This is a genomic window from Bacteroidia bacterium (genome assembly GCA_033391075.1).
Classification (GTDB): domain Bacteria; phylum Bacteroidota; class Bacteroidia; order J057; family J057; genus JAWPMV01.
In genome coordinates this window covers 2,356,370-2,370,721 of the sequence record JAWPMV010000001.1, presented here as the reverse complement: position 1 = coordinate 2,370,721, position 14,352 = coordinate 2,356,370, and the positions used below count along the sequence as shown (strand labels likewise).

The 14,352-nt window shown below is 42.9% G+C and carries 10 protein-coding genes; 2 read left to right on the top strand and 8 right to left on the bottom strand.

Annotated elements, in window-relative coordinates:
* Positions 1–74 precede the first annotated feature (74 nt).
* Positions 75–2,306, top strand: a complete 2,232-nt coding sequence (locus tag R8P61_09675) for a hypothetical protein (GenBank protein MDW3647323.1) — start codon at positions 75–77, stop codon at positions 2,304–2,306.
* Between the two features lie 118 nt (positions 2,307–2,424).
* On the opposite strand, the gene R8P61_09670 is transcribed toward R8P61_09675, so the two are convergent.
* The 6 genes from R8P61_09670 to R8P61_09645 all read right to left on the bottom strand — a co-directional run bounded on the left by R8P61_09670 (position 2,425) and on the right by R8P61_09645 (position 9,205).
* Positions 2,425–2,958: a DinB family protein gene (locus R8P61_09670; GenBank protein ID MDW3647322.1), complete on the bottom strand. Its 534-nt coding sequence runs from the start codon at positions 2,956–2,958 to the stop codon at positions 2,425–2,427.
* Between the two features lie 37 nt (positions 2,959–2,995).
* Positions 2,996–3,901: a phytanoyl-CoA dioxygenase family protein gene (locus R8P61_09665; GenBank protein ID MDW3647321.1), complete on the bottom strand. Its 906-nt coding sequence runs from the start codon at positions 3,899–3,901 to the stop codon at positions 2,996–2,998.
* Between the two features lie 26 nt (positions 3,902–3,927).
* Positions 3,928–5,484, bottom strand: coding sequence for a sulfatase-like hydrolase/transferase (locus R8P61_09660; protein ID MDW3647320.1), 1,557 nt, complete (start codon positions 5,482–5,484; stop codon positions 3,928–3,930).
* A 43-nt stretch (positions 5,485–5,527) separates the two neighbouring features.
* Entirely contained in the window at positions 5,528–6,394 is an 867-nt protein-coding gene (locus tag R8P61_09655; GenBank protein ID MDW3647319.1) for a TIM barrel protein, read from the bottom strand.
* Positions 6,395–6,501: 107 nt separating this feature from the next.
* A complete protein-coding gene (locus R8P61_09650; protein ID MDW3647318.1) occupies positions 6,502–8,712 on the bottom strand; it encodes a molybdopterin cofactor-binding domain-containing protein in 2,211 nt (736 codons plus the stop codon).
* 31 nt (positions 8,713–8,743) lie between these two features.
* Entirely contained in the window at positions 8,744–9,205 is a 462-nt protein-coding gene (locus R8P61_09645) for a (2Fe-2S)-binding protein (protein MDW3647317.1), read from the bottom strand.
* 291 nt (positions 9,206–9,496) lie between these two features.
* Here R8P61_09645 and R8P61_09640 point away from each other — a divergent pair, with 291 nt between their 5' ends.
* Positions 9,497–10,540, top strand: a complete 1,044-nt coding sequence (locus R8P61_09640; GenBank protein ID MDW3647316.1) for an MBL fold metallo-hydrolase — start codon at positions 9,497–9,499, stop codon at positions 10,538–10,540.
* A 1-nt stretch (position 10,541) separates the two neighbouring features.
* Here the strand turns inward: R8P61_09640 and R8P61_09635 are convergent, their stop codons facing one another.
* Complete coding sequence (locus R8P61_09635) at positions 10,542–11,237, bottom strand: potassium channel family protein (protein ID MDW3647315.1); 696 nt, start codon at positions 11,235–11,237, stop codon at positions 10,542–10,544.
* Positions 11,230–14,343, bottom strand: coding sequence for an efflux RND transporter permease subunit (locus tag R8P61_09630; protein ID MDW3647314.1), 3,114 nt, complete (start codon positions 14,341–14,343; stop codon positions 11,230–11,232). The genes R8P61_09635 and R8P61_09630 overlap by 8 nt, the downstream gene beginning before the upstream one ends.
* Positions 14,344–14,352: the final 9 nt, after the last annotated feature.

The following is a 14,352-nucleotide window of genomic DNA, read 5'->3' as shown; positions in this document are numbered from 1 at the left end:
CTTTCCTTTACACCAAAATACATTCCATGAAACAGGTTTCTACTTTCTAATAATTTGGATTAAAACACAGTATTATGAAAATCAGACCGAAGATTCACAACACAAATTCCCTTAGCTCAAGCTATGCATTTGTTCAGAGCTTGCAACAAGCATTCACATTTTCCGGAAAGCTTATGATAATTGGGATGCTCCTGGCATCAGGCCTTTTGCTGCAAAGTTGCAATAAAGATGATGTGATCCCGGACATAGACAGCCCAAATTGTGCAGATCCTTGTGCCCGCCCCGATGTGTGTAATTGTACCATTGAAGGTCCTTCAGATGGCCAGGGCGTAAGCAGGGACAATGTAACAGGAAGCGGTGAGGTCGTAGAAACTACGGATGGATTTACCGTAAAAGGAGAACTGGAAGTAGGTGAAGGAGAACAGGCCATTAATTTTACGGATGCAGACTTGAATGTCACCTTCAAACCGGATGGTAGCCTGGACAACATCACAGGTACTGCAAAAATTCCTTCTCCTGATCCCTGTATGGAAATCAAGGATCCGCTCCAATTCAATTTGGGATACTATACCGGTCGCTACATCAATGAGGAATTTTATCTGGGATTTCCTTTGGATGCATCGAAAAGCTATTTCGTATTCAGAATTGCTGCAAATTTGGAAATGAATGTTTGTACCAATGATGACCCCAATGCAACCAAGCCTTTTGTCATAAAAGCACCCGTAGGAGGAGAAATTGTACATGTCGCGGATTATTCAGACCCCTTCTTCTATTTTTCTGCCAAACATGATGCACTGGGCGGATTTGGCGTAGGTGCTTCAGCTAAAGGAAAAATCAAATACGAAGCACTCCAGCCGATCAATGGTGTAATAAGTAGTTTTGAAGGAAATACCGTAAGGAAGGGCACTTTTTCATTGCCGATATTTAAAGTACTTGAAGCAGAAGATGTAGTCTTCATTCAGAATGTAGGATTCAATGGTGAATTACTTTCGTCTGATCCGCTGGGAAGTCGCCTGGGAGCGGAATATCAGGCAGGATTAAATGGAAGCCTCAAGCTGGCACTTTCCGTTGCAAGTTTTGTGACCTTTGAAATTCCTATGGGCGAAGCCAGTGCTGCATTCTCTGTACAGGCAGATACCTATAGTGGCCTACAGGCACAAGCCTTTGTAAATGGATTACTCGCACCGGATCTGAGTTGGTGGCCAAAATTCCTTCCCCTCAAGCCTCTGGGACAGTTGAGAACCTCAGGTTTTGTAAAGGAATCAGGAGATTTCGATATCACGATGGAAGGAAATATAGGCATTGAAGTTCCCAATAAAATCATCCAGGCTGCTGGTAAAATTTCAGCCCGCACAGATACGTTCCAAATGGCAGGCTTTGTTCAGCAAAGTTCAGAAAGATGGGGAGCAGAGGCTTTGTTTCTGAAAGACGAAACCCATATGACAGCTATTCCTCCCAATGATCTGTTAAATGGATTGGACGGATTCATAAATCATAAAATTGACTCTGGATTTCAGGAAATCCTGGCAGCGAGACAAAGACTGGATAACGCTCTGGAAAACCTTAGAGTAGAGGTAAGCCTGAGAGGATTGAGAGCTAAACTACCGGGAATCGTAAATGTTGCAAAGAGTGAGATCAACAAAGGGGTTCAGGCAGGGAAAGATCGAGCCAAGCAAGAAATTAAAAGTGCCCTGGGAACTAAGTATAAGCTTTGTACGACCAGTATTTACTCCACGATATACAACTATATTGATTCGAAAGCAGCTCCATATATACAGGTCCTGGATCGATTGAAGGCTGCTGTTGAGCTGCAAGATGATGCCCAGACACGTATTCAACTGGAAAAAGCATTACGGGATTTAGCTGCTCTGGATGTTTTGAGTGTAGACAAAAGCTTTACCGTAAAAGCGACGCTTAAACATTTACCGTGCGCAGTAGGATCGAGTCGTACCCAAAAAGTAAAATTTACGCGCACAGTCATTGATGCATCTCAAAAAGCATTGCTTTTAAAAGCCGCTGATAATGTGAAATACATTCAACCAGCAAGTGATTTGGTATTCGAAGCCAGGCAAATCAAGGATCATCTGCCTAGTGAAGAGGAATTGAATCAGCTAAAGAATGATTTACTCAATGGGGTGAAATCTATCCCAAGTATAGGAGGAGCAGGTTATGTAAAGAACCACAATAGTGGAAAATACCGCTACTTCCTGATCATGGATGGCAACAGGAAATTCATCGACAAAATGAATCCCTTCAGTTTCTCAGAATTGGGAGATGGTGTCCTCGGGAATCTCTTAGGAAATTAGGACAGGTAGAACATTTAATTATGGGCCATCGCAGGAATCTGCGATGGCTTATTTTTGTGCTCCACAAAAGAAAATTTCTTCGAAGTCCTATTTTAGGTGGATGTGTATATCTTTTCCTTTATTTCCCTTCGAGCAACTCTCTATAAATCGATTCCAATTGGGGGACATGCTTCAGACTATGACCTGAAACAAACACTAGCCAATTGCCTCCACTCATGAGGCCCATACGGGGATGTGGGAAACTAAAGGAGGCAAGATTTGCATCAGTTTCTTCAATAAATTTCTGGCTTTGGCTGCGTCTTTCTTTAAAAGCTTCGATAGCTTCTTCTTTCTTTTTGAACAATCCAGACGGAAGGGAACCTTCCCTTGCCTGAGACCTTTCTTCGATATCTGAGGCTTTTTTCAGTACCTCCTCATCAGAAAGTGTCACCACCATTGCAGAATTGATAGGATCCGGACCAATCTTAGCTAAATTATCTATGATTAAAGATTCTACTTTGAGCAAATGCTCCATGACGTCGGCTGCAGACCAGTTATCCGGGCTGGGTTTCTTTGTAAATAGCTCTGCAGGGATTGCTTCGAGGGCTTGCAAAACAGATGTCGAACTTTCGTTTAAATATTTGAGGTATTGGGTTCTTTGCTCAGAAGTCATAATCAGATATTGAATAGTAAGGATACAAAAAAGTAACTTATTTCATGCTACTGACATCTGCGGGAGGATTATAGAGTAAAGGGAAAAATTGCCCCTCCATTTTATTCCCTTTCTGAATAACTGGAACTCCAGCCAGCAATTCTTCATTTGACTTAGAAGTGGTTCCATCTGCAAACACATTGAGGACAAATGCCTGCCGGGAACGTGGGGATTTATTTTCGAAAGATCCATGTACCATCAAGGGATGATGAAAAGTGCCACAACCCGCAGGCATCTCAATAGCAACTTTTTTTCCAAATTGGGCTTTTTGTTCTTCTGTAAGAGATCTCTCCAAAGCATCCATGTCTCCGGCTAAACGGGTCCGATCTAATAATTCCCATCTATGACTTCCAGGAATATAATTGAGGCAGCCATTATCTGAGTTTGCATGGTCAAGAGCCACCCAGCAAGTCAAATGTTGCATAGGTCCTGTCCGTGTCCAATAACTATAATCCTGATGCCAGGCAACCACTCCTCCATGATAGGCCGGTTTGCAAAAGAGTTGATCATGCCAGAATCTTACCGCCCGACTTCCCAGCAACTGGCTGGCAGCCACTACAAAACGCGGATTCCACAAAACATCATGAAAAGCAGCACTTATGCGCCAGTGCCCGAGAGAATGGAAGAGGACAGAATTCGGATCTTCGGATTCATTGCTATGAAACTCATAAAAAAGATCATGCCCGGGGTGTGAAGGCTCTCTGAGTTCTGCCAATTCTTCCTTTAGCCTGTCGACCTGCTTTTCTTCTAAGAGTTTGATATTTGGCAGGTAACCAAATTCCTCGAAAAACTCAATTTGAGAATCACTGAGTCTATATTTTTCCCAGGCTTTTTTAGCTGAAATTTTAGGGAAAAGATCAGATATGAGTTCATGATGTAAAGAAAGATCTCTCTGGATTTCCATAATTCTTAAATTAATCCTGGTGCTAGCTATCTTCCATCTCCTTTATAAATGATCTTCCCATCCTTGGGAGCTTGAGGCCAGGGAGTTTCTCCTTCGGCCCATGTTTTAGGTTGTTTGGCACGGATAGCTTCCATATGCTTTATGAGCCAATCTGGCACTTGCTCATTTTCCATTTGCCCATATACCCAGGGCAAAGCAGGCGACATCAGCAAATTCATATCAGGCATGGGAGGCCTTTCTTTCCCAAAAGCATCTACTCTTTCTTTAAGCTCCTTTACTATATCCGGAAACTGAGCAGCTATATCCATTTTTTCGAAAGGATCAGCTTCAAGATCGAATAACTCCTCTCCGGTCAATTTATATTTGCCTTTGCGAATGGCAGGAAAGCGTACACATCCGGAAACATCAAAAATGATCTCTTCCCGAGGGCTTTCTTTTCCCACCAGAATTACTTCACTCATATCTTTTCCATCAAGAGGTCGAGTTTGCTCCAGGCTGGCTCCTCCAATGCTGGCGAAGGTGCTAAATAAGTCTGTAATGTGCATGAGTCCGGCATTACTGCTATTGGGCTTGATTTTGCCCGGCCAACGCATCAAACAGGGCACACGTACCCCCCCTTCATAATTGGTGTTTTTGGTTCCGCGATAGGGAGCATTCATCGTATCGCGAATCCCGCCATTATCATTGGCGAAAACCAGCAATGTATTTTCACTAAGGCCTTGCTCTTCCAGAGCCGCATTGATTGAACCTACTGCTTCATCGAGGATTTTCAATGCAGCATATCGTTTTCCATATTCCTCCACATATCGGGGGATTTCCTCAAAAGGACCATGAATTGCATTGAAGGGTACATAATAAAAGAAAGGCTTCTCTCCATGCTCGTTTTTATGGCGGGATAAAAGATTGACTACTTCTTCAGCAATCAGATCTGTGCTATAGCCCTCTTCATAGACAGGCTGCTGATTTCTATGCCAATCATAAACCGCATATCTGGCAGGCGAATTATGGGGTATACTAAAATTGGTATAATCTATGCCCCAGGCGTAATGCCCATACTGATGATCAAAGCCCTGACCCATTGGCAGATGTTCAGGCAACCATTCTCCTGCATGCCATTTTCCGGTAATTGCAGTTGTATAGCCTACTTCTTTTAGGGCTTCTGCTATGGTTCTTTCTTCTGTATCAAGGCCATGAATCCGACGGGTTTCATCCCCATCTTCATTAGTGGCCAAAGTGAGTTCAAGCTTTTCCAAATAGCTGGGTTTCCCAAAGTCCTCCGACCGCCAATCTGACCAGGTCCTGAATGGATACCTACCAGTAAGAAAGGCAGCTCTACTGGGCGCACATACCGAATGCACATAAAATTGCGTCAGACTCAGACTTTCTGTCCGGAGCTTGTCGATATTGGGGGTGTATTTCTTTGTTTCACTATTGAAACCTATTTCCGACCAACCGACATCATCTGTCAGAATAAAAAGAATGTTGGGAGGCTTCTTGTCTATTTCCTTGTCTGCTTCCTTTTTCGAAATACAGGAAGAAAGGAAGGCAGCCAGGAGGCATATTAATAAAGTTCGTAGTAGCATGTTTACAAGCAATTTATGAGGAGTAACAAAATAAAGAGGGAAGTTAGACATCGCAAATTCCAATGCCTTCCTTAAGGCCTTTCAGAGGATCAGCTGTTGGAATCCACTCATGACCGACATAACCCGAATATCCTTCCTCCAGCAAGGCTCTCATAACTGCCGCATAATTGACTTCCTGCTGATAGCCTACCTCTCCCCTTCCGGGAACACCTGCAATCTGGACATGCCCGATATACTCTATATGTTTTCTAATCTGACTAATTATATCTCCATCCATGATTTGGATATGGTACACATCAAATAAAAGTTTCAGGGATGGGGAAGCAACAGCCTTGATGATCTCCATACAAAAAGACACATGATCTCCCTGATATCCGGGATGCCCTTTCATGTTCTCTGTGACTTTGGAGTTGAGGGGTTCCAAAATCATGCATACATCTGCTTTCTCAGCCAGACTTGCCATTTTTTTATACCCCTCTATACAGTTTTTCATCCCTTCTTCTGGACTGACTTTGCTGCCGTTTTTTTCCTGAGAAGTATCTGCCATTCCTGTAAAGGTCATGACATTGGGAAAGCCAGCAGCTGAACTTGCCTTGATAGATTTCTCAAGGGCCTGAAAACATTCGGGATGATGTCCCTTATTATTCATCCCTCTTACAAAACCGTGAGATTTAGTAGCGGCACAGACCAAATCATGGGTTTTGAGTAAATTCCAGTGTTCAATATCCAGCAATTCAACCCCGGATACTCCGAGATTTTTCACATGCTTCACAAACACTTCCGGAGACCACTTTTCACCCGCATTGATGAAGGGCCAGGCAGCGACTACCTGTTTAATGCTTTTATCTTTTGAGGGAGAAGCAAATGGGAATTTCCGAAGAAAATTTCTTCGGTGATTTGTAGTAGACATAGCTTTTGAGGAATGTAAACAGAAAGAAAAGATTACGCTTCCCTTCTTTTATCGAATAAAAAACAAAGCCCAGCAATATTGCCGGGCTTTGATAATTTGTATCAGGATCAACCCGTTACGTTCAATTTGTAACGGTTTCTCAATTCTTCATTCATAAAGGGTTGCTGAGCACGCCTTTCTCCATCCGCTTTGTACAAGGCATTGGCTAATGCCGCAGCAACGGGTGGCAAAGATGGTTCACCCAATCCGGTAGGATCGATACCATTATCTACAAAGAAGGTCTCTATCTCTGTTGGAGCCTCGCGATGTCGAATCAAACGGTACTTATCAAAATTGCTTTGATCGGATTTCCCATCTGTAAAGGAAAGTCCGCTATACATCGCATGACCGATTCCATCAACTATACCTCCTTCGATTTGGTTCAGAGCAGCATCCGGATTCACCACGATTCCACAATCAACCGCACACCAAACTTTTTGGACTTTCGGCTGCCCATCTTCCATCACTACATCTACAACCTGTGCTACATAAGAATTATGGCAGAAATAGGCTGATACTCCTCTATGTACACCAGGTGTTTCTTTGCCCCAGCCGGATTTCTCCTTAAGCAGTTTCAATACTCCGGCATATCTTTCCGCATCATAATCATTCTTTTCACCTACCGGGTTCTTGATCGCTCTATCAAATAGCTCCAAACGGAATTCAATAGGATCTTTACCGGCAGCTTCAGCTACTTCATCCAGGAAGGATTGTTCTGCACAAGCAATAAAATTGGAGCGAGGAGCACGCCATGCCCCCGTAGAGATATTAGAATCTTTGGCAAATTCCTCTACCATATAATTATCGACAGCTCCCGCAGGATAACGATTGGCAAAAAGAGGACTACCATGCGTTCCGGCTCCTCTCACTTGAAAGGCAACCAAATTATTATTCTCATCTAATCCAGCCTTATAGCTAACCTTATAAGCCGGTCTATATGTTCCCTGAGTCATATCATCCTCACGGGTATATACCAGCTTTACGGGTGCATTTACTTTCTGAGATATGGCAGCAGCTTCCAGACCAAAATGTCCGTACAACCTCCGTCCAAATCCACCTCCCATCCGGGTCATCATGATGGAAATATTTTCCTCAGGAATACCCAGTAAAGAAGCCACCGATTTGCTCATAAACTCCGGGGTCTGAATAGGACCTTCCAGTTCTGCTTTATCTGTAGTTACATGGGCGAAGAAATTCATCGGCTCCATGGTATTATGCGCCAGAAAAGGAGCACTGAACGTACGTTCTACCACTTTAGCAGCATTGGCAAATGCAGCTGCAGGATTTCCGTCCTTACGGCTTGCTTTGGCTTTACCGCTTTCGACAAAGTTGCTAAGGGTTTCCTCATGATTGATACTGCTCTCTAATTTAGAATCTTCTTCCCATTCAATCTCAAGGGCCCGTTTGGCCTTCATTACTTCCCAGGTCGAATTACCAACTACAGCAACTAAGTTTGTAAATGCATTGGTGTCGGACCATTGTCGGTCTTCAGGGGCAGTATTTATTTCAAATACATCCAGGATACCGGGCATTGCTTTGGCTTTGCTGGCATCGAAAGATTTCAATTTCAATCCAAATGCCGGAGGATGAGCAATCATTGCGATTTTCATTCCATCCCGCTGGACATCTAAGCCATACAAAGGCTTGCCCGTTACGATATCTTTCCCATCCACATTTTTGCGGCTGGTTCCGATAATTTTGAAATCCTTAGGATCTTTAAGTTCTATTTCTTCCGGAACGGTCATAGTCCCTGCCAGGGAAGCTACTTCTCCGTATCCTACAGACTTTCCACTTTTTTCATGGGAAATTGTGCCTGCATTTGTACTCAATTCAGCAACTGGTACTTGCATTTGTTGAGCAGCTGCTTCCATCAGCATCCGTCTTGCAGTAGCACCTGCCATACGGAGGCTTTGCCAGCCTTGACGGATAGATTGACTACCACCAGCCAGCTGACGACTGAAATTGACCTTATCCAGGCCTGCTTGTTTTACAACTACATCTCTCCAGTCTACATCCAGCTCTTCGGCTATGATCATAGGCATGGAGGTTTTTACATTTTGGCCAATTTCTGGATTTGGAGACATAATGGTAACCATACCATTATCTCCCACCTTCAAAAAGCCATTTATATTGAACCACTCTTTAGGAGGGCTTTTTATTTGCTCAGGGGTAGGCGCGCAGGAAGCTAACCAACTAAATCCGAGCACCATTCCGCCACTAGCCATAGCGGAAGCCTTTAAAAAGGATCTACGGTTTACTGATGTTTTTACTAATGTCATGTTGATGAAAATGATAAAGAAAGCGGAGGATTTAGCTCATATTTTTGGCAGCAGTTTTTATAGCAGCCTTGATTCGTAGATAAGTTCCGCAACGGCAAATGTTTCCATTCATCGCAGTTGCAATTTCTTCATCAGTTGGATTGGGGTTTTCCTTGAGAAAAGCTGCAGCATTCATGATTTGTCCCGCCTGGCAATAGCCACACTGCGGTACATCATGCTCGATCCATGCTTCTTGTAAAGGATGATCTCCCTTATCGGAAAGACCTTCAATTGTAGTCAGAGACTTATCGGCAACAGATTGAACCGGAACGGAACATGAACGCATTGCATTTCCGTCTACATGTATAGTACAAGCTCCACATTGAGCCATACCACAACCGAATTTGGTTCCCACCAGTTGTAGATGATCTCTTAATACCCACAGAACCGGGGTATCGGGCGCAACTTCTACCTGATGTTCTTTTCCGTTAACCTTCAGATTAAACGTAGCCATAATGTTAAGGTGAATTTGGTAGTGTTAAATAAACATAGCTAAGCCAAAATATAGAAAATTCTTTTGGTAATCGGATTATTTATAGACCATTTCCCTTTCAAAATCGATATCATGCTAAAATCTCTATGTTTTAAGAGAGAAAATTTTGCAAGAATCTATATTTGATCAAAATTCTTCCTGTTTTATAGCATTTCAGTTAGACAGCCGGAAAATATATTCAAGTACAAGTAAAATCGATACAAGAGAAAGGTCCGGCGATTTTAACTTGCCTCAGAAATTCGAATTTTTCTTATGGAATATCTCAAGCAATTTGGCGCAAGCCCGAGCAAAGCACAAAGAGCGCTTTATGCCCAATCCCCCCAATGGGACGGAAAGAAATTTCTCAATCTGGAGGAAACCACCATGGAATTCAGTTGGTCGAATCTCCCTGAATTTCTTCGCAAGCAATTCTTTGAGAAAGAAAATCGCGAACCAGCAGCTGCTCTCCCGATACAAGCATTTCAGAAAGAAGATTTTCTTCAAACTTCTTCAACTTCAAAAGCCATTTGGTATGGACATTCCGCATTGTTGATGAAGATCATGAATTACAATATCCTCATTGATCCAATGTTGGGGGATAATGCTTCTCCTATTGCTCCCTTTAAAACCCAGCGGTTTTCTAAAGAAAGTCTGGCACTTATAGAGGAGTTACCGGAAATAGATTTGGTCTTGATAACTCATGATCACTATGATCATCTGGATTACGCCAGCATCAAAAAACTCAAGGGAAAAGTAAAGCAGTATTTTGTCGCTTTGGGAGTAGGAAGACATTTGGTGGAATGGGGCATTCCTAAAGAAAACATCAAGGAATTTGACTGGTGGGATGCCGAAAACTTCCAGGAAATCAGAATCACATTTACCCCTAGTCGACATTTCTCAGGTAGAGGCTTAACGGATCGTGCTAAATCTCTCTGGGGAGGTTGGGTATTTAGAACCCCTGAGGAAAATCTATATTTTAGTGGAGATGGGGGTTATGGTAAGCATTTTCTGGAAGTAGGCGAAAAACTTGGTCCCTTTGATTTTGCCTGGATGGAATGCGGCCAATACAATGAAAACTGGCACCAAATCCATATGTATCCCGAAGAAAGTGTTCAGGCTGCCCTGGACGCAAAAGTAAAAAAAGCCATGCCTGTTCATTGGGGAGGTTTTGCCCTGGCTCTACATAGCTGGACCGATCCGATTACAAGGTTTGTATCTGAAGCAGACAAATCAGGTTTGAAAATTCACCACCCTCAAATTGGTGAATTGCTGGATTATACCAAGGATGATCGGAACAAATGGTGGGAGAGTTTTTAGCTTATTCCTCCTTATTCTCATGAATGTGGCGGATATATTTCTCCACCACCACTGCTGTAATAATTACAAAGTAAAATTGTCCTACTAATCCGATCAGGATGGCAGCCTTTTGTGCTACGGGCGAAATGGGGAATATTTCTCCATATCCGATAGTTAAGAGGGTGATATAGCTATAGTACAACAGGGAATCTGCTTTTGCCATTCCACTTTCATTATACATATTGATGCCCTTGAAGGAGCCGGGATTTGCCAGTTCAATGCTGAAAAAGAGAAAAAAGGCAAGCAATCCCAATGAAATATAGCCACACATCAGACCCATGATCACATTTTTGTCTACCTCCACCGTATTCCAGACCTGCTTGATGATCTGGATAGTGACTATGAAATAGAATATGAAGTAAATCGAAAACTCTGTAAACTTGGTTTCTTCAAAAAATTTCGGGCCCAATAATGGATTTCCACCCGTAACAAGAATTCCCATCCCAAATAAAACCACAAAGATTCTAAAGAGCTTTCTGTTTTTGGAAATGAGTAATACCCCGCATAAGAGGTTGAATAAAAATAAAATGGGGGAAAGGTAATTTATATGGATCTCCAGTGGTACCACCAGAGATCCAAATAAAATACTTAACTGACTGACAAAAAATAATTCAAAGCGATGCGAATACAAGCGCTCATATAAACTATTCTCAGACATCGAGTAATTCTTCATTGAAGCTGTACTCCTTATAGCTTACGCGAAACAGTATGCTATAGAATGAAGGAATAAACAGCAGGGTTATTATAGTTCCGAAAAGTAGTCCAATCATAATTGAAATTGCCATTCCTTCCCACATAGCTCCTCCGCTGATGTACAAGGGAATCAATCCGAGTACGGTGGTAAAAGTTGCTAGCAAAATGGGACGGAAGCGTTGCAGACATGCGACAATTACAGAGTCATGAATCGATCGTTTGAATTCTCTCTGTTCAATTTCTATTCGATCTATCAGTACGATGGCATTATTAATCACAATTCCCGCCAGAGAGATAACTCCCAGAAATGGCATAAAACCAAAGGGCTTTTGAAAGATCAACAAACCAATCACTACTCCTATTACTCCCAAAGGAATGGTAGAAACCACCAAAGCCATTTTCCGAAAGGAGTTGAATTGAATAATTAGCAGCAGGACAATGATGAAGCCTGAGATCGGGAGGTATTTTATTACAGCTCCCATGTTTTCAGCAGTGTTCTCTGCATCACCTCCCAGCTTATACTCATATCCTTCGTCCCAATTGGCTTGCTCAGCCTCCAACCAGGGTGTGATTACATTTGTGATGGCCGCTGCATTTCCATCTGCACGTAGCTCAGAGGAAATATTGATCGTGCGTTCCAGATCCGAACGTTTGATCTTGGCATATTGCCATTCCGGAATGATGTCGGCCACCTGAATGAGGGGGACATTTCGCCCACTACTTTGACCATAAACATTGAGGGTTTCCAAACTTTCCAAACTTTGCTGTTGTGATCCCTGTCCCCGCATGATAATGGGAATGGACTTATCATCTTCCCGAAATTCTCCGGTCTGAAATCCATCCAAAACGGTTTGTAAGGAAGTAGCGATATCCTGGCTACTGATCCCAGCTGCCTGTGCCCGATTCTGATCAATATTGACTACAAACTTTTTGCTCTTTGGGCCCCAGTCATCTTTAACATTCTTGGTTCCCGATACACTGCTCAATTTCAGTTTTACACTTTCCGCTATCTCTGTCAATTTATCTGGCTCATCCCCGGATATCTTGATCTCAATGGGAGTTCCTCCTCCACCTGCAGCAAGAGCTGATACTTTGATGTCTGCATTTGGGAAATGATTGAAACAAAAAGCATCAATTTTACTGATCATCTCAATGTTGTATTCCGCAGAAGAGGTGTTGACCAGCATATGTGCATAACTGGAATTGGCTTCATCAGGGGTGTATCCAAGGTCATAGGATTCCGGACCTTTTCCGATATAGCTAGACCAATCCCTGAGTCCATGGACTCTATTTTCCCCTACCCGCAATGAATCTTCCATATACTCTTCAAGCTCCAGGATCAATTGTCGCGTACTTTCAATTCTTGTACCCAGCGGCAAATTGATGTCCACCGTAATCATATTTCGATCACTATCCGGGAAAAACAGGAATTCGATTTTGGTGAAACCATAGAGAGAAAGCATAAATGCTCCCAGAATTAAAAATAGCACCAGGTATTTTGCTCTAAGCGCTACCATTATCAGTTTCTGGTAATAACTTTTCAAGCTGGTAATCACCCGATCAACGAGGCCCGGCTTTGATTCCCCTTTCGGTTTTACCTTCAGGAAAAGGTAACAAAAGAGAGTAATTACGGTCAGGGCAATAAACCAGGAAGAAAGCAATGCCAATGAGATTACAACAAAGATGGGCCCTACGATATCACCCATTGTCGTTTCTGCCAGATAAAAGGCAAGAAAAGCTGCAGAAGTGGTAAGCGTAGAAATCAAGAGAGGAGTAAAAAGCTCAGAACAAGCCTGAATGGCCGCATCCTTTGCCTTGATTCCATTCTCCATCTTCACCATGACGGTCTCCGCAACCACTATGGCATTATCCACCATCATCCCCAGTGCCATAATCAAAGCGGCCAGGGTAACCTGATTCAATCCCATATTGATGATTCCCATCAACATCAGAGTCGCTATCGTTACGGTAGGAATCAAACTGGCGATGATACTACCGGTTCGGACTCCCAGAAAGATGAGCATAACTGCAAGCACGATAAGAATCGACTGAATGAGGTTATTGATGAAATCATTGATTTTAAAGTCGATATAGGTATCCAAAGAGGCCAGACGAGTAAGTTCCAAACCGATGGGCAATTTCCCCTCCCAACGTTCTACTACTTTATCTACATCCTCTCCGAGCTTGATTACATTGGCTCCATCCTTGAGGTTGACATAAAGACTCAAGGCATTCTGTCCGTTTACGCGTATCAATTGATCCGGAGGATCAATATATCCTTTGCGGATGTTGGTGATGTCTTTCAGACTGATCAACTGACCAGAATTCCCAACCGGAATCAGGGTATTTTCCAGGTCTGCCAAATCATTGAAATTACCCGTAGGTTCAAGGATGATTCTTTCGTCCTCTAAATTGACCTGGCCTCCTGAGCTTAAAATATTGAGAGAACCAATAATTCCCTGCAGCATCTGAGAGGTCAAACCATATTCTTTCAAAACCGCATTGTCAAACTCGACAAACACCCGTTCTTCCTGAGCGCCTCCAATTACTACTTTGGCAGCATCCGGCAAACTAACCAGGTCATCTAGCAAATCATCCGCATATTCCTTCATGTCTGCATAGGAGACTTCTGAACTATAGAGGCCCAGAAGAATTCCATAGACTTCCCCTACTCCATCATCATTCAAGCGAGGCTTTACATTGGAGGGTAAGCCTTTGAGGGCATTCAGTTTCCTTCTTAATCTGTCCCAAACAGCTTGTAATTCTTCCGGCCCGACTTCATCCTTGAGGATAACGGATACAACCGAAAGCCCTGTTCGGGAAGTACTATTTACTTCCTTAAGTTCAGGCAATTCCTGAGCAACTTTCTCCAATCGGTCTGTAACCAATTGCTCAACCCGTTCTGGACTGGCTCCTGGAAATTGAGTTACTACAGTTGCCACACGTACTGTATAAGGGGGCATGCTGTCCCGGGAAAGAGAATTATACATTGATATTCCCAGGATGATCACCGTCGCCAGGACCATAAAGGTGATCCTGTTTTTCTCTATCGAAAATTTTGCAAGGTTCATGTATTTCTG